The 23,700-nt window shown below is 48.1% G+C and carries 18 protein-coding genes; 15 read left to right on the top strand and 3 right to left on the bottom strand.

The window, feature by feature from the left end; translation table 11 throughout:
- Positions 1-178 precede the first annotated feature (178 nt).
- From GN111_RS08750 to GN111_RS08715, 8 genes are all read left to right on the top strand, one after another.
- Entirely contained in the window at positions 179-901 is a 723-nt protein-coding gene (locus tag GN111_RS08750) for a hypothetical protein (RefSeq protein WP_155303397.1), read from the top strand.
- Between the two features lie 81 nt (positions 902-982).
- On the top strand, positions 983-1,684 hold the full coding sequence (locus tag GN111_RS08745; protein WP_155303396.1) for a GIY-YIG nuclease family protein: 702 nt from the start codon (positions 983-985) through the stop codon (positions 1,682-1,684).
- Between the two features lie 281 nt (positions 1,685-1,965).
- Entirely contained in the window at positions 1,966-3,261 is a 1,296-nt protein-coding gene (locus GN111_RS08740; protein WP_155302645.1) for an IS4 family transposase, read from the top strand.
- Between the two features lie 83 nt (positions 3,262-3,344).
- The gene (locus GN111_RS08735) at positions 3,345-4,049 is read left to right on the top strand and encodes a restriction endonuclease (protein ID WP_155303395.1); all 705 of its coding nucleotides are present in this window, start codon (positions 3,345-3,347) and stop codon (positions 4,047-4,049) included.
- A 70-nt stretch (positions 4,050-4,119) separates the two neighbouring features.
- The gene (locus tag GN111_RS08730; protein WP_155303394.1) at positions 4,120-4,962 is read left to right on the top strand and encodes an AbiTii domain-containing protein; all 843 of its coding nucleotides are present in this window, start codon (positions 4,120-4,122) and stop codon (positions 4,960-4,962) included.
- A gap of 148 nt (positions 4,963-5,110) precedes the next feature.
- Positions 5,111-5,509, top strand: coding sequence for a hypothetical protein (locus GN111_RS08725; protein ID WP_155303393.1), 399 nt, complete (start codon positions 5,111-5,113; stop codon positions 5,507-5,509).
- 230 nt (positions 5,510-5,739) lie between these two features.
- Complete coding sequence (locus GN111_RS08720; protein WP_155303392.1) at positions 5,740-6,330, top strand: hypothetical protein; 591 nt, start codon at positions 5,740-5,742, stop codon at positions 6,328-6,330.
- Between the two features lie 750 nt (positions 6,331-7,080).
- Positions 7,081-9,567, top strand: coding sequence for a response regulator (locus GN111_RS08715; protein ID WP_155303391.1), 2,487 nt, complete (start codon positions 7,081-7,083; stop codon positions 9,565-9,567).
- A gap of 154 nt (positions 9,568-9,721) precedes the next feature.
- Here the strand turns inward: GN111_RS08715 and GN111_RS08710 are convergent, their stop codons facing one another.
- Positions 9,722-11,278, bottom strand: a complete 1,557-nt coding sequence (locus GN111_RS08710) for a sulfatase family protein (RefSeq protein ID WP_155303390.1) — start codon at positions 11,276-11,278, stop codon at positions 9,722-9,724.
- Between the two features lie 433 nt (positions 11,279-11,711).
- On the opposite strand from GN111_RS08710, the gene GN111_RS08705 reads away from it, so the two are divergent.
- Together GN111_RS08705 and GN111_RS08700 are read left to right on the top strand one after the other, a co-directional pair.
- Entirely contained in the window at positions 11,712-12,062 is a 351-nt protein-coding gene (locus GN111_RS08705; RefSeq protein WP_155303389.1) for a helix-turn-helix transcriptional regulator, read from the top strand.
- A 22-nt stretch (positions 12,063-12,084) separates the two neighbouring features.
- Positions 12,085-13,332 (top strand): type II toxin-antitoxin system HipA family toxin, encoded by a 1,248-nt coding sequence (locus GN111_RS08700; RefSeq protein WP_155303388.1) that lies wholly within the window; start codon positions 12,085-12,087, stop codon positions 13,330-13,332.
- Positions 13,333-13,490: 158 nt separating this feature from the next.
- On the opposite strand, the gene GN111_RS08695 is transcribed toward GN111_RS08700, so the two are convergent.
- The gene (locus tag GN111_RS08695; protein WP_155303387.1) at positions 13,491-13,829 is read right to left on the bottom strand and encodes a HigA family addiction module antitoxin; all 339 of its coding nucleotides are present in this window, start codon (positions 13,827-13,829) and stop codon (positions 13,491-13,493) included.
- A gap of 20 nt (positions 13,830-13,849) precedes the next feature.
- Positions 13,850-14,077 (bottom strand): type II toxin-antitoxin system RelE/ParE family toxin, encoded by a 228-nt coding sequence (locus GN111_RS08690; protein ID WP_331457723.1) that lies wholly within the window; start codon positions 14,075-14,077, stop codon positions 13,850-13,852.
- A gap of 304 nt (positions 14,078-14,381) precedes the next feature.
- Here GN111_RS08690 and GN111_RS08685 point away from each other — a divergent pair, with 304 nt between their 5' ends.
- The 5 genes from GN111_RS08685 to GN111_RS08665 all read left to right on the top strand — a co-directional run bounded on the left by GN111_RS08685 (position 14,382) and on the right by GN111_RS08665 (position 23,478).
- The gene (locus tag GN111_RS08685; RefSeq protein WP_155303385.1) at positions 14,382-15,191 is read left to right on the top strand and encodes a substrate-binding periplasmic protein; all 810 of its coding nucleotides are present in this window, start codon (positions 14,382-14,384) and stop codon (positions 15,189-15,191) included.
- Between the two features lie 610 nt (positions 15,192-15,801).
- Positions 15,802-16,737: an HNH endonuclease gene (locus GN111_RS08680; protein WP_155303384.1), complete on the top strand. Its 936-nt coding sequence runs from the start codon at positions 15,802-15,804 to the stop codon at positions 16,735-16,737.
- 211 nt (positions 16,738-16,948) lie between these two features.
- The gene (locus GN111_RS08675; RefSeq protein WP_155303383.1) at positions 16,949-22,177 is read left to right on the top strand and encodes a RecQ family ATP-dependent DNA helicase; all 5,229 of its coding nucleotides are present in this window, start codon (positions 16,949-16,951) and stop codon (positions 22,175-22,177) included.
- Positions 22,178-22,243: 66 nt separating this feature from the next.
- On the top strand, positions 22,244-22,525 hold the full coding sequence (locus GN111_RS08670; protein ID WP_155303382.1) for a hypothetical protein: 282 nt from the start codon (positions 22,244-22,246) through the stop codon (positions 22,523-22,525).
- Positions 22,516-23,478, top strand: coding sequence for an HNH endonuclease (locus GN111_RS08665; RefSeq protein ID WP_155303381.1), 963 nt, complete (start codon positions 22,516-22,518; stop codon positions 23,476-23,478). The genes GN111_RS08670 and GN111_RS08665 overlap by 10 nt, the downstream gene beginning before the upstream one ends.
- The last annotated feature ends 222 nt before the right edge of the window (positions 23,479-23,700 follow it).

The raw sequence follows: 23,700 nt of genomic DNA, 5'->3' as shown, positions 1-23,700 counted from the left end.
GGCTTTAGCCTTTTCGAAGTGCTCCATTCATAGGCAAGATTTTCAAATTTGTAATTTTTGGTGCTTTGGTAACAAAAAGCAGAATTCAGTATAATTTTTAAGTTTCAACTAAACATTTTGCGCCGGCTGTGCGCCGCAACAACTCTTAATCGTTACGTTTCACAAAGAATCGAGCTAAATGGCGCTTAAACCAGATGAAATATTCGTTAGTGAATCGTTGGTAAAATTTCTTGGCAAAGAAGGTGTTACATATCAGGAAGGTGAAGACCCACCAGATATCTATTTGACAATAAACGGTGAAAAAGTTGCTGTAGAAATCACAAGGTTGTCACCTGTAGTGTTTGGTGAGGACGGTGAAATGCAAAACAGGAATACTCAGGATACATTCGGAGTGAACTTATGCAATGAACTTGATTCAAAGCTTAAAAATAAAGTGCCCCAGGATATTGATATACTCCTGGTTTTGCATTTACCTGTCAATAATGCTCGAAAATACAAAAAAGAACTCTTCAAACTAGTTGAATCAGTACTCGCAAAACCAATAAAAGAAGGTAGCAGTCAAACTACAAGTGTATTGGGTCATAAAATTAAGATTATCTTTATTCCAAAAAGGCGCCATTCAAATAAAAAGATTGTTGGCGCGATCGTAAATGACAATTCTCAAGCCCACATTCTCAGCAACGCAGTCGCAATCTTAGCAGATCGAATTCATGATAAAGTTTTAAAATGCAAAAACATTCCACATTCGGGGCCAAAATGGTTAGCGCTGTATAATGATTACTGGCTTGCGGATAGCGGAACCTATTCTATGGCTATAAAGAACATACAAGAAAAGCATGATTTTCAAAGAATTTTAATCGTTTCTGATCAAGGAGTGGTTTCTGAGCTGTCGGAAACGTAACAACTGTGTTCACAGGACGGCGAGAACCATGCCGCCCGTGACACTGGCATTCGGTTCTAATTGCAATGAAGGAGTTATAACATGGGTGGTTGGATCTATATTATTGAGGAAATGGGGCAACATCTATTTAAGGTGGGTTATACCACCACCAACCCCCATGATCGTTTACGTCAACTGCAGACTGGAAATGGCTCAAAACTGGATTTGCTATCAGCTTTTACCTGTCAGTATCCTGAAGATTTCGAACGAGAGTTTCATAAACTGTTAGAAAAACAAGCACAAAGAATGCAGGGTGAGTGGTTCGCGCTACCCCGTGAGCAGATGCTTGATATTCTGTTGCACATTTTAGGTGGAATAGCGGAAATAGAAGGCGGAATTCGCTTTCAAGTATCATCCTTATCCACTAGGCCGAGTGAAGCGAAACATTTAGTTGAGCAAGGCTATTCAAACAATCAACAACAAAATATCAATGTCGAGGCAATTAGAGAAAGAGTTTTGCGTTCGACAGAAGGAAGAAGTTCTGGTTGTTATAGCACCTTTTCTGCCTTTGGCCCAGTACGAGTTGGGGATATTGGCGGAAGCTATTTTGGTGAAATAGATGTTCCATTTGAAGCAATTGCTATCGGTGGACCCACGCATTCGGGCTATAACGATCATGCTCTCGCGTTGGTCCCTAAAATTCATGATAATTCTGAAGCCAATGCTGATTTTTTTGCCCATGCGCGATCTGATGTAATAGCGTTGCTGAATGAAATTGATCGATTATGTAGTAACGAGAAATAAAACATATTGCCAAAGCTTTTCCTACAGTGGAGCGCAAGGAGCATACGTCTACTTGTTCTATGGAGGACAAATAATGGAATTGTCAGGTGAAGCTGAATTTCAATGTTCTAAATGCACCAGTCAATGTCGTTGAATTAAGCCTCAGCCACGCATAACCCATTGTATTTTTGAATGATTAATGATATATTAGCTGCCAAATATATCAACCCAAAAACCCAAAAGGAGATAAAAATGATTGCGGAAAAAAGAGAAATTGGCATGGAGACTGAAATGCCCGAACTGTGCCGGATATAATCGAATCTTTAAAAAATTTGATCGAATCCGAAGATTTCTGCAATCGATTTAAAAATCGGCCCGAAGACTTTACCCGCAACCGGGCCTTGCCCTTTAAAAATCTCATTTACTACATGATCAATTTGCCCGCGGCGGCATATGAAACCGAATTGTACCATCTTAACAAGAACCTGAAAGGGTCGGACATCGCCGAGCCCCTGGCTTCCAAAAGCGCATTGACCAAAGCCCGAGAAAAGCTGAGCCACATGGCCTTTATCGAACTCAACGATTATCTGGTACGTCTGAGCCAAATGCGCTTTGCGCCAAACCGTTGGAACGGGTTCTTTCTTTTGGCTACCGACGGTACGCTGTGCACCCTGCCCACGGCAAAACCGGTTGTCGAACATTTCGGTCAATGGCATGGGCGACAGGGCGATCCTTGCCCGAAAGCGCGCGTCTCGCAATTATACGATGTTTTAAACAATATTTCGGTAGCCGCGTCGATCACCTCAAAATGTATTGGCGAACGAGAACTGGCCGCCGCTCATTGTGCTCATCTCGGTCCAGAGGACTTAATGCTGCTGGACCGCGGCTATGAAAGTTTTTGGCTGTTCAAGCTTATCGTGGCAAGTAACGCCAATGTCTGTGCCCGTGTATCGTGTAATAAACTCAAAGTTGTCAAAGCGTTTTTGCAATCCAGGGAGCCAGACCGAATCGTTAAATTATCCTGCACTCCCAATTCGGCTCGTAAATGCGCCGAATTCGAATTGGATAAAAAACCGCTAAAACTTCGCCTGGTGCGGGTAGATCTGCCAACAGGCGAGAGCGAAGTCCTGATCACCTCGCTAACCGACCGGGGAAAGTACCCGGTGGAGATTTTCGGTGATTTGTATCACCAGCGTTGGCCGGTGGAAGAAGACTATAAAATTATGAAGTCACGCATCCAAATCGAAAATTTCAGCGGCAAAACGGTTCATTCGGTCTATCAGGACTTTTACGCCAAGGTATTCACCAAAAATTTCGCGGCCATTCTTATCCAGAGCGTCAGTGACCGGATTAAAACGATTTCGTCCGGACGCCTTTATTCGTACAAAGCCAACGTTACCAATGTATTGGCGATGCTGCGCCACCACATTGTCGTATTGTTCAACCGGATGCAAAATCTACTACGTGACAATGTGTCGAAACTTCAAAACCTAATCGTACGTGTGTTAAACGAGATCCGGCCTGGCCGTAGCGAACCGAGGGCCTTTAAAAAGAAAAGTCGCCGAAAATTTAGCACCGCGTATAAACCAATTTCTTAATTCAACGACATTGATGCACCAGTAGCTTTTTTGTTTCTGGAGCTGATATATATGTAGATTCCCATGGCTCAGAGGAAAGAAATATGGGACCAGAAACATTTTATTCAGGCATTTCAGTTTTTACCTGTCCAAATTGTGAAAACACAATTGAAATTACATATGAAGCATCAGAATACCCAATAGGGATGTTGAATGATAGTGAAGTTTTTGTCTCTGGCGGCGAATTACTAAGTGGGTTTGATGACATTGAATTTGATTTTGATGATGACCTTGATCTTGATGAAAAAATATATTCTTTTAACGAACAATCTCTTCTATATCTTCCTCAAAAACAAAAGATCATAACGGATCTCAATTACAGTGCTTTTTCACTTATCACTGAAATTACAAAAGACCCGAGGATACTTTACCAAATTAGTCCAAGAAAATTCGAAGAAATCATTGCAAAGATTTTCGCTAAACACGGCTTTAAGGTTGAACTCACAAAGAAGACCAGAGATGGTGGAAGGGACATTATAGCAATTAGGGCTGATCTAGGAATTAAATCTAAGTACATAATTGAATGTAAGCGGTATGCTGTCAGTAACCCAGTGCGTGTTGATATAGTAAGGAACCTATATGGAGTTCAAACAAAAGAAGGTGCTAATAAGTCGGTTTTGGCAACTACTTCATTCTTTACTCGAGATGCAAAAGAATTCGCTAATGCAATTAACACAACTAAGTGGGCAATGGATCTAAAGAACTATAGTGATATTGTCAGATGGATAAAAGGTATGAACGATAGCTAACAACTTGGTTGGAAAGACGCCTATTCCTATCGCCTCACACATGAAACTGTTAAGCGCATAAGGACAATAAATGAAATCACTTGTTCTTGAACTCCAAAGTGAAGCAATGAACCCTAATAGTCGCCTCTCAGATATTTTAAGAAAGGCTTTGGTTGTTGCGAAAAAACTGAAAATCAATGATTTCAAAAGTTGGATTGATTCTGAGATGAAAGGCTATCAAAAGGAAGCCATTATTCCTTCATACCGCAATGTAAAGGGTTCATTGAAAGCATGGAATCCATACAATGGCTGGATACCAGTAGTTATGGAAAATTCGGAGGCCATGGAGGCAATCTCAAAAAGGGATATTGGACAGCCTATTTCTGAGCTTGAGTCTTTGATCCATGAAAAAGAAAAAGGTGGAGTTTTACAAGTTCCTCTCCCTCATGATTGGATCATGAAATTATTTTCACACAGCGAACAATTCCGGTTGGGGATGGTACCAACTTTACTCGTTGACCGGTCTCAAATATTTAGAATACTAGATTCAGTCAGAAATGAAATATTAAACTGGAGCTTAGAACTTGAAAATCAAGGCATTTTAGGTGACGGAATGTCCTTTTCTATTGAAGAAATTAATAAAGCTGGGTCAGTAACTTATAATATCAAATCTTTCAAAGGAATTTTGGGTGATGTAACATCCTCAAATGTTCAAGTGGGGGATTATTCAAGTATACATGATTCCCTCAAAGAAAAAGGAGTTACTCAAAAAGAAAGAAATGAACTGGAAAATCTTTTGGATGAGCTTAAAAAGGCAGATCCTTCTCAGCGTAAAAGCCTAATCCAAAGAGGTTTTTGCTGGGTAAATAGAAATGCTTCAACAATTGGCACTCTTTCCTCTACAATTAAAAATTGGTTCGATATGCTTAACTGAAATTACATTGAAATATCGTTTAACTATCATATTCATCAGACGGCAAGATGTGCGGCGACGCTGAAGCGGAAAGCTCAAATGGGCTGATGGTGATATAGACCTTCAGCAAAGAAGAGAAACTATAGATAATTCCAAAAAGAGATTGAAAATGCACAAAATAAATTCACTAATACTTGTCTTAATCATTACCGTTATCACACCCTCATTTGCGGAACAAATCGAAATAGAAATCGGTGAAATGATAGATAGGGTCATAGCGGGTGAAGATTTTTCAGGTAAAGATATTATTTTAACAGGCATTGTGTTAGCCGGTGGAGGTACTGATTCAGGACTAATTAACCTTGGCACGAAGAAAATATACAACTCTGGAAGTTACGATAACTTCGCATCGATATATGAAACGGAAATGCTTCTACGTGAAGGATCAAAAGCCAAAATACTTGTTCATATAGAATCTTCAGAATTACATAGAATTAACTCTAAGGATTTTGTAATTATTGAAACGTTGTACAAAAAGTGCATCAAATGCACGAAAATATCTCAATGATACTATAGTTTTTATTTAAACCAACAATCGTTAAATCCTTTAAGTGGGCGTAGAAAGAGCATGGTTACCGCTGAAATACACTTTTTAAAGCTACTCGTAGTCGAGCAGTATTTAGTGTTTATATCAACGTAGCTTTTAATTAGACAAAGCAAAGCAAACCATAACCAAGACATTGCGACCGACGGTAATAAGCCACCGCTCCATTTGCCCATCGTTAACAGAATACGACAATGAAATTATCACCATTAAATGAAATAATTAAAGCCGATGTAGAAGAGGTGACAAAGGCTATTCTAAAGGATGCTGTTGATCCGTGGATGTTCTTTAATTCAAAAGGTGTACAAATAAAAAAAGTTTATGGTGGTTCTATTTCGATATCTGGAGTTGAGTATTCCGGGTCTGCTGTTCTCATTTTTTGGAATGGATTTATCGATGCGTACATCAAAAAGCGTAGTCGTGATTTGATTGAGACGACAAGGTTAAAGGCGATTGAGAGAAATATTTTGGTTCAAGGTGCGCTTGAGTCTTGCCGTTTACATCTTCACGGAATGATAAGTCAAATTTTTAATAGAATGGCGATAATCGATCAAAGGCTTAGAGGGAAAGGTTATCCAAATTCTGTAGAAATAAAGGATGTCCATAAGCGTATAATGCAGAATTGTTTGGTTGTCGACACTTTAATAAACTCCGAAATCGAAAGCTCGAAAAATATAAAACGAAAAACTTCTAAATGGTTAAATGCGTTTGAGCTTAAACCGAATTTTTTTGGTATGGGCATTAATTTAAACTGGCTAATTTCCAAAGTGTTTCGAAAAAAGTAGACCACGAACCATTGTGTCTATTGGATTAGGTTCCATCACCACTGGCATAAAACGTTAGCCTAAAAATCCATTAATAGGGGTGATAAAAGCTTAAAAATAAAAATGAATTTGGCTTGACGAGTTGTTCTAACCAATTCGCTCAGGTTTTCTGCGTTCTGATTTCGCATTAATCTATTTTTCTGATTTAGTGTGCAAAAAATTCTGAGATAGTGAGCAAATTTACACAGCTAAAATGTGTAAAATCGGCAAAAATGTAGAAATTGTATATCCCATGCTTTCAGTATGTTACTGTAAAATGAGGAGGTTAGAAAGCTCGAAGTCCCTGTCTTCGAATCCGTAGGCCGCAGGTTCGAATCCTGCCGGGCGCGCCAGAAAATTTTGGATTTTAAATCCTTGAAAGCCTTCAAGATAAAATCTTGGGGGCTTTTTCTTTGGGACTCAACATAGGTTCGCCTCTTTGCATGTCCTTCTTTTCGGCTTCCAAAAAGGCTTTTTTGGAACAATAAAAGAAGGAGTATCTTAAAAGAATTCAATTGGTACTATTGAAAAAGAATATCCCTGCAATATGTTGTGCCCTGATTGATTTCTTCCTGGCGCTGCCTGTTGCCATCGAGAGCCGATCCCTGGCCGTTCTTCCTCGATCAAGCCCACCAGCCCACCATTGATGTTGTAATTGCCGCCGAATTAGCCTGGTTCCTGTTCCCGCCTTAAAGGAGGAGATATGGTACGATCTGACATTCGGAGAAGGATATGTATATTTATCAAAAGGTTGTATTTATAAAAAAGTTAAAAAAAGGTCTGGTCGCTTTTGCGGTTCTGTCGGTGCTGCTCCAATTCCTGGCAGCGCCCGAGGCCGGGGCGGACAGAACGGTCAAGGTTGGGCTGTATGATAATAAACCGCTTGTATTTATGGATAACAACGGAAAAGCGAAAGGCATCTTTGTCGATATCCTGGAGCACATCGCTGAAAAAGAGCAGTGGACCCTGGATTATGTATATGGATCCTGGCCGGAATGCATCGACAGGCTGAAGACCGGCGAGATCGACCTGATGACCGCGATCGCCTATTCGAAACAGCGGGCGAAGAGATACGATTTTACATATGAAACGGTAATTACGAATTGGGGGCAGGTGTATGTCTCCAAAGGCTCTGACATCGGTTCAATCCTGGATCTGGATCAAAAAAAGATCGCCGTAAAAATGGAAGATATCCATTTTCTTGGTATTAAAGAGCTGACATCGAAATTCAATATGAATTGCCGATTCATCGAGGCGGATGGATACGATGTCGTATTTGAACTGATCGAAGCGAATCGGGTCCAGGCCGGGGTTGTCAACAGGCTTTATGGTATCGAGAACAAGGGCAACTTTCCTGTTCAGGAAACGTCGATCATGTTCAACCCCATCGAGGTAAGATTTGCGTCGCCAAAGGATTCAGGAAGTGGCCTGCTTTCTGTCATCGACAGTCACCTGCAACGGATGCACGATGAAAAGGACCCATTTTACAGCCAGACGCTGAACCATTGGCTCGTCGCACCGACGGAATGGATTCTGCCCAACCCGATCAAGTACACACTCATTGGCATTGCCTCCTTATTGATCTTATTTGCCCTGACCAACCTGACGCTTCGAATCAAAGTAAAAAAGCGTACCCGAGAGTTGTCCTCGGCCAACGTAAAACTGAAAAATGAAGTCGAGATACGAATGAAGGCCGAGGAGGAGCTGCGCAAATACGAGAGAATCGTGGCGTCGTCAACCGACCATATGGCAATGATCGATCTGTCTTATACCTATCAGGCCATTAACGATGCGGCGCTCAGCGTGCTGCAGAAATCCCGCATACAAGTGATCGGCAAAAACATCTGGAATATTGTGGGTGACATCTTTCCTGCCGAAATCCATAAGAAAAGACTGGACAGGGCTTTTTCCGGCCAGGTGGTCAAATTCAGAACCTGGATTCGTTTTCCGGGGCTTGGCCGCAGATACATGGATCTTGTTTGCACGCCATACGCACATTCCGGCAACCGGATAGCGGGCTGCGTGATTATCTCACGCGATGTCACGGATCTTTATGAACTCGAAAAGAAACTGGAGAACGCCCAGAAAATGGAGTTTATGGGTACCATTGCAGGAGGCGTTGCCCACGATCTAAACAATATTCTTTCGGGTATCGTAAGCTATCCGGATCTTCTTCTAATGCAATTGCCGGAAGAAAGTTCCTTAAAAAAGCCTATCCAGATCATCAAAAAATCGGGTGAGAAGGCCGCCGTTATCGTCCAGGACCTTCTGACATTGGCAAGGCGGGGTGTGGCCTGCAAGGAACATGTTGACCTGAACGACATTGTCACGCAATTTCTCGGCAGTCCGGAATGCATGAAAATTAAGTCATTTCACAAAAAGATGACCATAGAAACGGATCTGGCGAAACCGTTGAAACCGATCTCCGGTTCTTCCGTTCATCTGTCCAAAACCGTGATGAATCTTGTGTCCAATGCCGCAGAGGCCATGCCGGACGGGGGGCAGATCAGGATAAAGACGGCGAACATTCAAACGGGTGAAGCGTGTTTAGAGGATGTTGACGGGGTAAATAACTGCGAGTGCGTTCTGCTGGAGATTGCGGACACCGGTTCGGGGATATCCAGGGACGACATGGAGAAAATTTTTGAACCGTTTTACACGAAAAAGGTGATGGGCAGAAGCGGAACGGGACTCGGCCTGGCCGTTGTCTGGGGGACGATCATGGATCACCATGGCCATATCCATGTGGAAAGCGACGGGAAAAATGGTTCGCGCTTTAAACTGTATTTTCCCGCAAGCCAGGATGACGCCCCGTCAGCCGCCCGAAGACCGGACGAAGTCGATTTCAGGGGAAATGGCGAACGGATATTGATTGTCGACGACCTGGACGATCAAAGAGAGATCGCATCGAATATTCTTTCTACATTGGGCTATAGCGTGGCCGCCGCATCGAGCGGCGAGGATGCAATATCCTATTTGATTAGAAACACAGCGGATCTGGTGATTCTGGATATGCTCATGCCGCCCGGGATGGATGGCCTGGAAACGTTTGAAGAAATATTAAGAATCAGACCCGGGCAGAAAGCGGTCATCGCCAGTGGTTTTGCCGAAACGGAGCGTGTGAAGAAAGCGCTGGACATCGGCGTGGGACAGTTCATCAGAAAACCATACAACATCAAAGATGTTGGCATGGCGATAAAAAGCGAATTGGGAAAATAGTTAGTGCTCATCCAGAAATGGCCAATTCGCCCGATATCTTTGTTGCGCGAAAAATTTTATCCTCGAAATATCAACCATATGACTCCGGTAAAATTTTTCGTGCGCCTCGATCTCGACCCAATTTTCCTATTTCTGGACGGGCACTGGTTAACCATTACATTCGGTCTTCAGCAAACCCGCGCAAATTCGATTGATTGGCCTTTTCCCACGATTCAAGCCGCTTTTCCATCTGCGCGGCAACATCCGGGAGGGTTCTGCGAAGGTTGTAGGATTCGCCTGGATCCAATTCAAGGTCGTAGAGCAGGGGCCACCGGTCACCGATCTGTTTTCTGCCCAGTTGATTGGGAATTTTGGCCGCATCCAGGGGGATGGGCCAGGTGTAGCGGTTCACCCGCCGGTAGTATTTCCATTTGCCGGAGCGGACAGCCTCGAGCTGGTCGTAATGATAAAAATAAAACGCCTCGTGGGTGTCGTGGTCATCCTCGCCGGTTAAAAGCCCGAGCATATTCTGCCCGTCGATCGTGCGGTCTTGCGGCAGTTTCAACCCGGCCAGTTCGAATAGGGTGGGAAACAGGTCAATGTTCATGGCCGCGGCCTCGCAGACGGCATTGAAGGGAATTCTTGCCGGCCACCTGGCGATGAACGGCACCCTGAAGCCGCCTTCCAGGCTCTGGCCCTTTCTGCCGCGGAATACTCCGGGATTGCCTTCGTACCAGGGGCCGTTGTCGCTGGTGAAAATGACCAGCGTGTTTTTCTCGATATTCCGTTCTCGGAGAAGATCGACGATGCGGCCTACACTCCAGTCGATTTCTTCTACCGCATCGCCGAACCTGCCGGCTTTGGAGCCGTTTTTGAAGGCTGCGGAGGCGTACAGGGGTTGATGGGGGAAGGTGTGGGCCAGGTAAAGGAAAAACGGTTCGTCCGCCGTTTTGATGAATCGAAGCGCCTCATCCGTGTACAGCCCGGTCAGACGGGCCTGATCCTCGTCGTTGCCGATGTCCGCTTCGACCTCGGATTCGTTCCGGTACAACGGCAAGGGTAGCATGTCATTGCTGTAAGGCACCCCCAGGTAGCTGTCGAAACCGTGTCGGACCGGATTGTAGCGCGGATCGCTGGAATAATCGCCCAGGTGCCATTTGCCAATGACGCCGGTCTGGTAGCCGGCGGTTTTCAGGGCTTCGGCCAAAGTCAGTTCGTGCTCCGAAATTCCACGGGCCACGTAATCCTCACGGATGTCCAGCACCCCCAGCTCCTTGAGAAGAACCCCGGCACGTCTGGCCGCACGTTTTCCCAGGGCTTCGCCCTTGGGGTAGGTGTTGCCGATAATTCCCGAGCGGAACGGGTAGCGGCCGGTGAGCAGACCGGCCCGGGAAGGGCCGCAGATTGAATTGCAGGCGTAGAAGCTGGTGAACCGCAGGCCGCCGGCCGCAAGGGAATCGATGTTCGGCGTTTTGATCACCTTGTTTCCGTAGGCGCCGATGTCGCCATAGCCAAGATCGTCGGCTACGATCACAATCACATTGGGTTTGGGGGCCGAGGCGTTGATGATTTGCGCTTTGGTTTCTTTTGCGCCTGAAGGATATTCTCCGAGAAAATCGTCGACCGTTTTCTGCCTGAGCAGCGCCCAACCGCCCGCTGCAATCATGAGTACGAAGCATGCAAGGATTCCGAAAAACCACCGGGCCGCTGTTCTGGATTTTTTCGTGCTCACCTTTTCCTCCGACTATAATCTTGTTTTATGCTGTCATCGTGTATTTCATAGCATATCTGGGGGATGAATGGGAATCGGATGCAATGGGGGGGAAGAAGGGCGATTCAAAGCAAGACTCACGCGAAGCCGCAAAGACGCAAAGTTTTTTTGGATTATATTGACGGCAATTACGGCTTTGGATTCGGCCACAGCATTTCAGTGAATTTTTCTGTCAGGAAAAGAATATTTTGATTTTATCTTTTTTCTTAGCGTCTTTGCCTGAGACAGAGGAGATTCCGCAATTACCGGCACGCACTCCCTCGCCCCTTGAGAGGTGAGGGGTGATGAACAAAGCCCATTTCCAAATGCAGTGACCCGGAACGATAGCCGAAACCGCTTGACAACCAATAAAATGCGTTATTTAATACCCATAATTAAACAAAATGGGTATAATATGACTCACAAAACGCTTGGGAAAGACGGGTTGCCCCTGGCCGTCAAACAGAAGCTGACCGAAGTGGGCCAACAGATCCGGCTGGCCCGCAAACGGCGCAAGATGACCATGCAGGACCTGGCCGGGCGCATGTTCGTGACCCGCAAGACACTTGGTCGTCTTGAATCCGGTGACCCGGGGGTGAGTCTCGGCGTGCTGGCCGCCGCCCTTCTGGCGCTGGGGCTGGAAAACGACCTGACCCGCCTGGCCGGTCCTGAAGACGATACGGTGGGCAACATTCTGGACCGGGAGCGCCATGAGAAAACCCGGCGCATACGGCCTGCCAGCGGCAAGGTGGATTTGAATTTTTGAATTTTAAGAAGGGTGAGTGAACATGGCCAGAGAAAACAGTGCTTATGTATTCATCCATCTGGGCGGTACGTGGTTGCCGTGCGGTTATCTGACAATTTTCGAAGACGGCCGTCAGATCGTTTCCACGTTCCAGTACGGTCGCAAGTACCTTCAGCGTCCGGACGCCATGGCCATCGACCCGGTGCAGCTTCCTTTAGGAGAAACCCTGTTTCGTTCCACGCCTGCCTGCCCGCTGTTCGGCGGTATCCGGGACGCGGCGCCGGACGGCTGGGGGAGACATCTGTTGGACCGGGCGGCCGAGCCCCGCTCTCCGGGAGAGTTCGAATATCTCACCGCTCTGCCGGTGGAAAATCGAACCGGTGCCCTCGGGTTCGGACGTTCCCTGGAAGAAGGACCGGCTCCCATCGATCCCGGTTGGGAAAACTATCCGCCCCGTGGCGCAACCCTTGACCTGGCGGACATGATTGCGGCGGCGGACCGGATCGATCAGGGGGAAGCCCTGTCGCCCCGGCATCGCCGGTTTCTCCTGCGCGGCAGCTCGCTGGGTGGTGCGCAACCCAAGGCGCCCACGCTGCACGGCGGCCGCCAATGGATCGCCAAGTTCGGCCGGGAGCGTGAAGCGTGGAACACCTGCCGGATCGAGCACGCCAACCTTCGCCTGGCCGCCCGCTGCCGAATTGATGTGCCGGATTCGAAAGTTCTGACGGTGGGCGACCGGGACGTATTTTTGATCGAGCGCTTCGACCGCGACGCTTCGGGCGACCCGATCCCGTTTATCTCGGCCGCCACCCTGCTGGCCACCGACCGGATCGACACCGGTAGCTACCAGGAGATCGCCGTTCAGATGCGAAAGTATGTGGCGGCACCGAATGTGGCGGAAGACCTGAAACAGCTTTTCATGCGGATGGTTTTCAATATCCTGTGCAACAATGCCGACGATCATCTGCGCAACCACGGATTCATTCACCAGCCCGGTCACGGCTGGCGGCTTTCACCGGCATACGACGTCGTTCCTCAACCGGATATGGGGCCGGGTGTGCCCCGCAACCTTACCCTGGGCGTCGGCATGGACGGCAGCCGCCGGGCGACCCTGGAAAATGCACTTTCCGTTTGCCCGGTCTTCGGCCTGCCCCCGGAAGACGGCCGGCAGATCATCGACCGCCTCAAGCAGACGTTTTTATCCGAATGGCCATCGGTCTATGCCCGCTTTGGGGTATCCAAAAAAGACTTCCCTTTCCTGGAAGAAGCCTTTGTTAACCACCTGATGTAAGGCTCACGCGAAGGCGCAAAGAGGCAAAGAAGGGCATTTGAAAGGATAGGCTCACGCGAAGGCGCGAGCAAGGGCATTTAAGCAGCGAAATAACAATACTACGGGACCTTCTATGGGCGGTCCATGGCCGCGAAAGATAGAAATCGATACAACCCGGATCAGTGCTGTGCCTCCATGGGATTTGTTGCCATATGGGCCTGGGGTAGCGGCTGGATGGCATCCAGGGCTGCAGTCTCGGCCTTTTTGGCAAAATAGAGATCCCAGCGCAACTGGACGTTCATCCAGAAATCCGATGAAACCCCGAACGCTTTGGCGAGTCTCAGGGCCGTGCTGGGGGTGATGCCGCGCTTGCCATTGATGATTTCATTGATCCGCTGATAGGGAACCTTTATCGCGTTGGCCAGTTCCCGCTGAGAGATGCCCATCGGCTTCAGAAACTCTTCCAGCAGCATCTCTCCGGGGTGGGTCGGTGTGCGATGGGTCGGTATTCTAATCATTATTAGTCCTCGATGATGCGTTAGAGGTAGTCCGTGATCTCGACATCTGTCGGACCATTCTCGGTCCAGATGAAACAGATGCGGTATTGGCTATTGATACGAAAACTACATTGACCTTTTCTGTTTCCTGAAAGCGCTTCCAATCTGTTGCCCGGTGGGACGCGAAGGTCGTCAAAATTCACCACGGAATCCAATTGATCGAGCTTTCTGCATGCAATTTCCCACAACGTTTTTGGACAGGCCTTCATTGCAGACTTCGAGGCCCTGCCGTTAAAAATATCTTCAGTAGCTTTGTTTTTGAAGCGAATTATCATGAAATCACAATAACACGGATATCATGTTATTCCAATACTGATTTTGTCAGGATCTTTAGATCTTAGCGTCTTTGCGTGAGATTATAATGTTCACTGGTTTTTCGGGTTATGCCTGAATCCAAACAACGTTGACAGGCGAATCCGCATATTTTATCCTTTTTTCGCACATTATTTCTATGCACCTGGTGAAAACAGAAAGCCCCTTTCCGATCATCTGAAATTAGAGGGGAGGCCAAGGATGCGTGTCCTTCCACAATTAAGTAGAATCCAGTTAAAAGATGGATTTGCCAATTATGGATTCCACTTTTATGTCCTAATTTTATGTATCGTACTCTTTTCAGCTGATTTTTCCTATTCCCAGGAAAGGCTTCTTTTTTCCGCACCGATGGCGAACGCCTTTGCAAATGAAACAGAGGATGGATTGGAGGGCCCGGCCGTCGATTTGATAAAACTGCTTTTCAGGGACTATAACGTTGAAGTCCTAACCGTGCCATTACCCTGGATGAGGTTGCTGGAGTATATTAAAGATGGGGAAATAGATGCTGTTGCGCCGATTTTCTACAATGCCGAGCGTGCCAGGTTCATCTCGTATTCGATCCCTTTTGGTACCCACGACACCAAGGTGCTGGTGAGGCGAGGACATTCGTTTAATTTTAAAAAACGCGAAGACTTAATTGGGTACAGAGGCCTTGCCGTCAGGGGACGGAGTGAAGGGGAGGCATTCGATAGATTTTCCGCCGAACACCTGAATCTGCAAAAGGTTAATTCACTGGATCAGATCATCAAAATGATCTTAAAAGGAAGGGCCGATTATGGCATTGACAAGCTGTACGATATCATTGCCATCAGCAATCGATTGGGGGTGTCCGATCGGATTGAGATTTTGGACATGACGATTGCAACAAACGAAAACTGCATCGGATTTTCAAAAAAATCTCCCTTTGTCCGTTATATTCCCCGGATAAACAAAAAAATTCTGCAATTAAAAAAAGAGGGAAAAATCGAGGAGATGGTGCTGACCTATGTTAACAGCTTCAAACGCGACTGATTTAAAACTCTTAGCGTCTTTGCGTGAGATCATGATGTTCACTATATTTTCGGGTTATGCCTGAATCCAAACAACGTTGACACCCTAATCCATATATATTATTTCTATTTTGCACATTTTCTCGTTACATCTGTTTGGAATTTTTCCAGTGCCTTGATCCGGGGCCAGGGGAAACAAACCGATGCTGCCGTGAATATGCGGGCCACGATTCAATGGCCTGATGCGCCGGGTAACTGATTGGACAGACGATTGGGACGTTAATGGAACAGAAACGATTTTTTGCCGAACACCCTGGCGCATTTCAACCCAAAAGCAGAAAAAATAATCCAATCGCTGTCCTTTTTGACCCCATCTGACAAGGGACGTGGTAGCCTCTTTTGGCCAGGGCGGCACTGCATCACAGCAGCTGAGTAAAATTAGGCTCACGCAAGGCGCGAAGCCGCGAAGAACGAGTGGAAAGTGATTTTTGTGTGATGCTTTTAATTTTAGATGGAAGAATCTGAAGTTTAAGAGGCAAAGGCGCCCTGTAATTTCCCAGTTGTTTTAGGCCTCTGTAGGGTACCATAAAGTGTCGAATAACCCGACAATTGGTATTGATAACGAGGTAAGAATGGCGGCTTTCGATTGGCTGAAAGCTCGCGAAACCGAGTACGGTGATGTGCTGCCCCGCACTCTGCTATCCGAAGGGTTCGTATATCACGGTCAGCGCGTTCCTTTGGTCGGCCCCCAAGGAATATTCAAGCCCAGAGTCCTACCGAAGATCCCGCTGAGCATTACGACATCTCCAAAAAGCCCTTACAGTGATAGTTTCAATCCTGATGGATTTCTACTTTACCGTTATCGAGGACAAGATCCTGATCACCACGAAAATGTCGGCTTAAGAAACGCTCTATTGCATAACGTTCCGCTTGTTTATTTTCACGGTATAATCCCCGGAAAATATCTCGCCGTTTGGCCTGTATTTATCGTTGGAGACAATCCAAGTGATTTGACTTTCACGGTCGCCGTAGATGACATGACCTACTTGCGGCGACAGAAGCCACATTTAGGCACGGCAGCCTATATTGCCGACTCTGATGATGAAGCTCGCCGCTCATATATCACCTATGGCGTGAAGCATCGTCTTCATCAAAGGGGTTTCAGAGAGCGAGTCCTGGCTGCTTACAAAGACCAGTGTGCCTTTTGCCGGCTTAGGCACAGGGAGTTGTTGGATGCTGCCCATATTATACCTGATAATGAGCCGGGTGGTGATCCCGTCGTCAACAACGGCATCGCACTTTGCAAGCTTCACCACGCCGCTTTCGACAACATGTTTATTGGTATCCGTCCCGATTACAGAATTGTCATTCGAGAGGACCTGCTAAACGAAATTGATGGCCCAATGCTTCAACACGGTTTAAAAGGCCTGCACCATACAAAAATATTGATCCCGCGAAGAGCTGATCTAAGGCCCAAACCAGCACACCTGATCCAGCGATGGGAGAAGTTTTCAAGGCAAGCAACTATATCTGGCGCTTACTTTCTGGATGGAGTGAATGCCCAATGAAAATCCCTCATTTGGTTAAAGAAGGGAATCTCAAACCTGTTATCCACCAAGTCCTTGTGGGTGTATAGAAATCAAGCTACCCAAATCAGTTTATAACTCGTTTGATCGACTATATGAGACAAGAGCAGAATGGTATCCTGTGATTTAATCAACATGAAAATCGTTAGAATCCGTATTAGAAGGGGATGGTCTATCAACGACTGTTTCGCAGATGGACTTTTCTGAATTGCTATCCAAGACATTGTTGCTCGATCTGGAAACGACGCGATCGGGCAGGATTCGGCACATTGGTGCCATCCTCGACGGTCGCGTTTTCGAAAAAAAGAAGAACGCCGGCTCGCGGGACACATTAAAGCAGCTCGCAGAAATCGCCCAGGATGCGGATTTCATTTTGGGTCACAATCTGCTCGGGCACGATTTTCCCGTCCTGAAGGCCTCTTTTCCGTGGCTCGCTTTTCTTGAAAAACCGGTGATCGACACCCTTTATCTGTCTCCCATCGCCTTTCCCGAAAACCCTTATCATCGCCTGGTAAAGGATTATAAACTGGTTCGGGCAACCATAAACAATCCCGTTGAAGACGCCAGACTTGCAGCTTCCGTTTTTGAAGACCAGTGGAAAAGTTTTCAAAGCCTGGCCAAGGAAAACCCGGAACTAATCGATTTATACCGGTACTGCTTTCAGGATAGTACGTTCAATGGCTTTTCGGGCAAAGGACTATCCACGGTTTTTGCGTTGCTGTCCGCCGCAAACTCCGTTCAAGATCCGGAATCAGCCCTGAATACTTTCTTCAGACAGACATCCGGAAAAGTATGCACCCATACCGCTAAGCAAACGATTCCATCCCTGTTGGCAGACGACACAAAACGGCCGGCAGTCGCGTTCTGCCTGGCCTGGTTACAGGTCGCCGGCGGTAATTCAGTGCTCCCCCCTTGGGTCCGATACCGGTTTCCTGAAATCCCTGCCATCATTAAGGCGTTGAGAGAAATTCCCTGCGGCGAAAACGACTGCAAATTTTGTGTGGAAAACCATGATCCCGAACGTCAGCTTACCCGATTTTTCGGTTACCCTTCGTTCCGAGAAGCGCCACAAACGGAAAAAGGCGAGAGCCTACAGCGGGCAATCGTGTGCGGCTGCATGGGAGACCGGCCCACCATGGGGATTCTCCCAACCGGCGGCGGAAAGTCACTTTGCTACCAATTGCCCGCGTTGGTGCGCTACTGGCGCCGTGGAACCTTGACCATCGTTATATCTCCGCTGCAGGCATTGATGAAGGATCAGGTAGACAACCTTATTAAAAAGACGGGAACGCTATTTGCCGAATCGGTTTCCGGGTTGCAGACGCTACCGGAACGGGGAGAGATCTTCGAAAGAATCCGTTTGGGGGATACCGCCATTCTGTACATCTCGCCGGAACAGCTGCGCAGCGTCAGCGTCCGCAATGTTCTCAAACAGCGCGAAATCGGCAGTTGGGTGTTCGACGAGGCGCATTGTCTTTCCAAATGGGGGCACGACTTCAGGCCCGACTACCTCTACGCAGCGCGCTTCATCCGGGAATTCGCCAGGGAGCAGAATCAGCCGGTGCCGCCGGTCGGCTGCTTTACGGCCACCGCAAAAAAAAGCGTTGCCGAAGAGATCGGGAACCACTTTCGTGAGGAACTCGGCCAGGACCTCCGGCTCTACGAAGGCGGTGTCGAACGGCAAAATCTTTCTTTTGAAGTTGTTCCCCTCTCAAAAGCGGAAAAATTGCAACGAACCCACGAGATGATCCAGGACCATCTGGATTCCAACGACGATCCGGGGGGCATCATCGTCTATGCTTCCACACGCAAGGATACGGAGGAAATCCGGGAATTCCTCCTCCATCAGGGATTGGTAGCCGAGGCATTTCACGCCGGGATCGACTCAAAGGAGAAACGCGGCATCATTGACGCCTTTATCGCCGGGCATACCCCCGTCATTTGTGCCACCAATGCATTCGGTATGGGTATCGACAAAGAAAATATCCGTTTAGTGATCCATTACAGTATGCCCGGATCGTTGGAAAACTACATCCAGGAAGCCGGTCGTGCCGGCCGGGACCTGAAACCGGCACGCTGCATTCTCTTATACGACGAGGAGGATGCAAAGCTGCAGTTTAGCATGGGATCTTTGTCGGAAGTGAGGCGGAAGGAGATTGCTCGAACACTGCGGGCCTTACGGCGCAAGAAAAGAAACGAAAATGGCGAAATCATCGTCACCACAGACGAACTCATCCGAGATGAAGATTGGGCCGACATAAAGGAACTGAAACCCGAGTTTCGGGACACTAAAATCAGGGCCTCCATCGCCTGGTTAGAGCGAGCGGGTTTCTTGCAACGCAACCATAACCTTACGGAAGCTTTCCAGGGCAAGCCCTTGGTCGATTCGTTCGAAGCGGCCACAGAAATCATGAACCGGCTCAACATCGCACCTCAAACCAGACACCTCTGGCTCGGCATCCTGCAGCAGATCATCAACAGCCCGAAAGATCGCGGTATCCGGGCTGACGAACTCGCAGAGGCGCTGTTTACCGAAAAAGAAACGCTCCAGGCTATGGAACGGCAAACCGGGCAGACCGCCGCCCAGATCGTCATTTCGGCCTTGCATGATATGTCGGATGCCAGGCTGATCGACAAGGGGCTCATGTTGTCGGCAACCTTTCGTCCAAAAGGCAAGAACAACGCCCGTAAAACGTACCAGGCGGTTTGCGAAATCGAAGACAAGCTGATCCGCCTGTTGCAGCTCGAGGATCCTGACGCGGAAAATGGAGACTGGGTCGAGCTGGATATCCGCCGCTTGAACCAGAAACTAACCAACGAGGGATGCCCGACCAGCCCGGACGTTTTGAGGTTGCTGATCAAAGGCATATCTTATGACGGCAAAGGCTTTGCCGCGTCGACTGGCAGCTTTGAAATCGGCCATGTGGATCGGCACCACTACCGGGTCAGGCTAAGACGCAGCTGGGATAACATCCGCAAAACGATTTTTCTACGGCAAAATGTCGCCAACGCAATATTACGAAAGCTGATCGAACTGGTTAACAAGCAGGCTGCAGAAACCGGCGCCAAGGTTACGGGAAACGTACAAATCACTTTCACCAGCGACGACCTGTCGGCTGCGATCAAGTCGGATCTGGCACTGAGCACCGAAGTCAAAAAAGTGTTGCCGGCCATGGAGCGTGCACTGATGTTCCTGCACGAACAGCACGTTATCGAACTGCAGGGTGGATTGGCCGTTCTCAGGCAGGCCATGACGCTGCGATTGGCAGAGATGGCCAAAGGACGTTACTACAGCAAGGGTGATTATAAGCCGTTGGCCGTACATTACCAGGAAAAGAGACTTCAAGTCCACGTGATGATGCGCTATGCGACCCTGGCCCTTGAAAAAATTGCCCCTGCGTTGACGCTTGTTCTGGATTATTTCACTTTAGGCCGTGTGAAATTCATCAATAAATATTTCGAAGGGGACCAAGAACTGCTGGACAAGGCCACGACGGCCGAGTCCTTCCGTATGATCGTCGACAACCTGCACAACCCGATTCAGATCGGGGTTGTGGGGCGTCCTGTGGACGACAGTATGCTCATCTTGGCCGGCCCTGGATCAGGCAAGACGATGGTTATCGTGCATCGCTGTGCCTATTTACTCGAGGTGGAGCGAATACCGGCGCGCCAGATTCTGGTGCTCTGTTTCAACCACAGCTCTGCCATGGTGCTCAAAAAGCGACTGCGTGCCTTGGTCGGGAAGGTGGCCAATGCGGTTACCATCGCCACCTATCACGGCGTTGCCATGCGCTTGGCCGGGATTTCCATTCGCGATATGGCTGCCGAATACAGCCAGGACAACATCCAGTTCGACCGCATTATCAAGGATGCCGTCAAATTGCTGAATGGGAAAAAGGATATTCCAGGCGTAGAAGCCGATGAACATCGGGATCGTTTGCTGGCCGGATACAGCCACATCCTCGTGGACGAATATCAGGACATCGACGAGGATCAGTACGACCTCGTGTCTGCCATTGCCGGCAGGTCGCTTGCAGAGGAGGACAGCCGGCTGGCCATAGTGGCCGTGGGCGACGACGATCAGAATATCTATACGTTCCGCGGCGCAAACATCCGCTTTATTCGGCGCTTCCAGGAAGACTACAGCAAAGACGTGGTGTATCTCGTTGAAAATTACCGCTCCAGCAGGCACATCATTTCGGCCGCGAATACCCTGATCCGAGTCAACCACGACCGTATGAAAGGCAACCACCCGATCCGCATCAACGGCGGGCGAGAATCCAATCGGCCGGGGGGGCGGTGGGCGTTGATCGACCCCGTCGGACAGGGTCTTGTGCAGATCGTTTCCGTAAATCATCCTCAAGATCAAGCGGCTTACATAAAAGCTGAAATCGATCGCATGCGGACGATTGATCCCAGCCTGGCGTGGCATGACTTCGCCATCCTCAGCCGGACAAAAATGCCTTTGGCGAATGTGCGATCGATTCTGGAAGACAGCGGTTATCCCATTCGGACAACCTTGGAAAAAGGGTTGCCGTTTCACCGGGTAAGAGAGGTTCATCATGTGCTGGAATTGTTGACCGCCAATGAGAAGATGAACTTACGTGCCACTGAATTGATAGAGATGCTCAATGGTGTCCAATCCAATCGAAACCATAACATCTGGTGGCAGTTGGTCGACCTGTTTTTCGACAACTATCGTGACGAAACTTCGGACAGCGTCCTTCCGGTCAGCCGGGCCATCGACCGATTCTATGAATTCACGGCGGAACAACGTCGGGAGAAGGTTCTGGGACAAGGAATATTTCTCAGCACCATTCATTCGTCCAAGGGTATGGAGTTCCCGCATGTGTTTATTCTGGACGGCGACTGGGCAGGGCAGAGAAACAGGGCTGAATGGGAAGAGGAGCGACGCGTCATGTATGTGGGTATGACACGTGCTGAGGAGACGTTGCACCTCATGAAAATCCCTATCCGCCCCAACCCGTTCCTAAAAGAAATCAGAGGCTCTTTTACCCTATCCAAAACCTACGCTGATGCTGCCATCGGCAATGGATTTAAAAACAAACGATACGAGCTGATCGGCCTGAGCGAAATTTATATGGATTTTGCCGGTTGTTTTAACAGGGGCCACCGTATCCACAAACAATTGGCCCGCCTGGAGGCCGGAAAAAAAGTTGCTTTTCATCTGAATAATTCCGGGATTGAAATACACGATGCGGATGGCTGCTGCGTTAGCAGGCTCTCGCAAGAAGGCACCGATAAATGGTCCCGGCGTGCAGATCAAATCGGTGAATTGAGAGTCGTCGCACTGTTAAAGCGTGAGCGTGATGATCCCGCAGAAGGTTTTCAGGATAGAATCAGAGTGGATCAGTGGGAGTTGCCCGTCCTCGAGGCGGTGTACACGCCTATCAATAATTGATCGAGGCGGTGGGTATTCTTATGTTTTCGGAGTCGAGCTAAAATCAGCCATATGGGGACAGAGCAAATGGATACCGATGACCTGTCGGACGAAGCATACGCCATTATCGTTCATGCAGCGAAGGCGTGCGATACGCTGAAAACCGAACTCGGCGTGTTGAGCTACGACTGCGAGAATGAAGATGCCTGGCTCGAAAAGGTGCAAACCCGTCTGAATGCGATTGCCAAAGATCCGGATGAGTTTGTGGAATACTGGAACCTGGAGGAGGAAGAGGGGATTGACGCAAGCCAGATGAAAAGGATCGTCCAGAAACTGTCTCGGCGCGTGGATGCAATCAGATGTCAGTAGATGAATACCTGAATAAGTTTTCCCGCCTCAACACCGATAAAAGCCGCCATCGATGGTCGGCTGCCACCTGCCATCGTGCGCCCCACAAGCCCTTTCTCCTGCTTTCGATCATGGATCTGATCGCTCAGGGGCAGATCACAGAGAATTTCATCGAGCCTTCATTTGAACTGGTCGATACATGGAACGGGTATTGGAATGCGGTTATGCCACCCGGAAAAAGTTCAAGCATGGCTTATCCCTACTTTTTCATGAAGAGCGACGGCTTTTGGCATTTGATTCCCAATTCGAGTTTGAACATTCCGGACCCGTTCCGTACCCCGTCGATGGTTTGGTTGCGAAAGAATTTCACTGGTGCGCGGATGGATGATGCGTTATTCGGATTTCTGGTCGATCCGGTGACTAGGGAAATCCTGCGATCCGTGTTGATCCAAACCTATTTCGCACCAGAAATTCAGCCGCTGCTGCACGAACAGGCATTCGTAAACCTGTCGGCATTCGCATACGCCAAAGATGTCGTGGCCGGCATCAAAGAGCTTTCCGAGAGCTTTGCCGATGAAGCACCGGAGAACCAACGGGTTCGCGACCAAGGGTTCCGCCGGGCCATCGTCAGTCTCTACGACCATCGCTGTGCATTTTGCGGAATCCGTATGCGCACACCCGAAGGTCATACCGTGGTGGAGGCCGCCCACATCGTACCCTGGAGCGAAAGCCATGATGATTTGCCAAGCAACGGGCTGTGCCTGTGCCGGCTGTGCCACTGGTCTTTCGACGAAGGGCTGATGAGCGTCGGCAAACAATACGAAGTTTTAGTTTCCCAGCGGGTGCGCATCGACAGCAATATTCCGGGGCATATCTTTACCCTTGAGGATCGACCCATTTTCAAGCCGGAGGCCGAGCGTTTCTGGCCGGATCAGGAAAATCTTTCGCGACACCGGAAAATATGCTTTGCATAGTCTTTTCAGGAAAGCTGTCCCTCACGCAAAGGCAAAAAAGCCGCGAAGAACGCGAAGGAAAAATGGATACCGACGGCCTGTCGGAAAAAGCATAGGGCATTTACAGTAAGCTCTCAAAAATAAAAAAATGAACGCGTTCATTTTTTTAATCTTAGCGCCTTTGCGTGAGACAAAATAAGATCCGGCAAATACCAGTAGATAAATACCTGAAAAAGTATACCG

Origin of the sequence: Desulfosarcina widdelii (assembly GCF_009688965.1) — a bacterium.
In the GTDB taxonomy this organism is placed as follows: domain Bacteria; phylum Desulfobacterota; class Desulfobacteria; order Desulfobacterales; family Desulfosarcinaceae; genus Desulfosarcina; species Desulfosarcina widdelii.
Note: the sequence above shows the minus strand (reverse complement) of the source record. Positions and strands in the feature narration are given on the sequence as shown.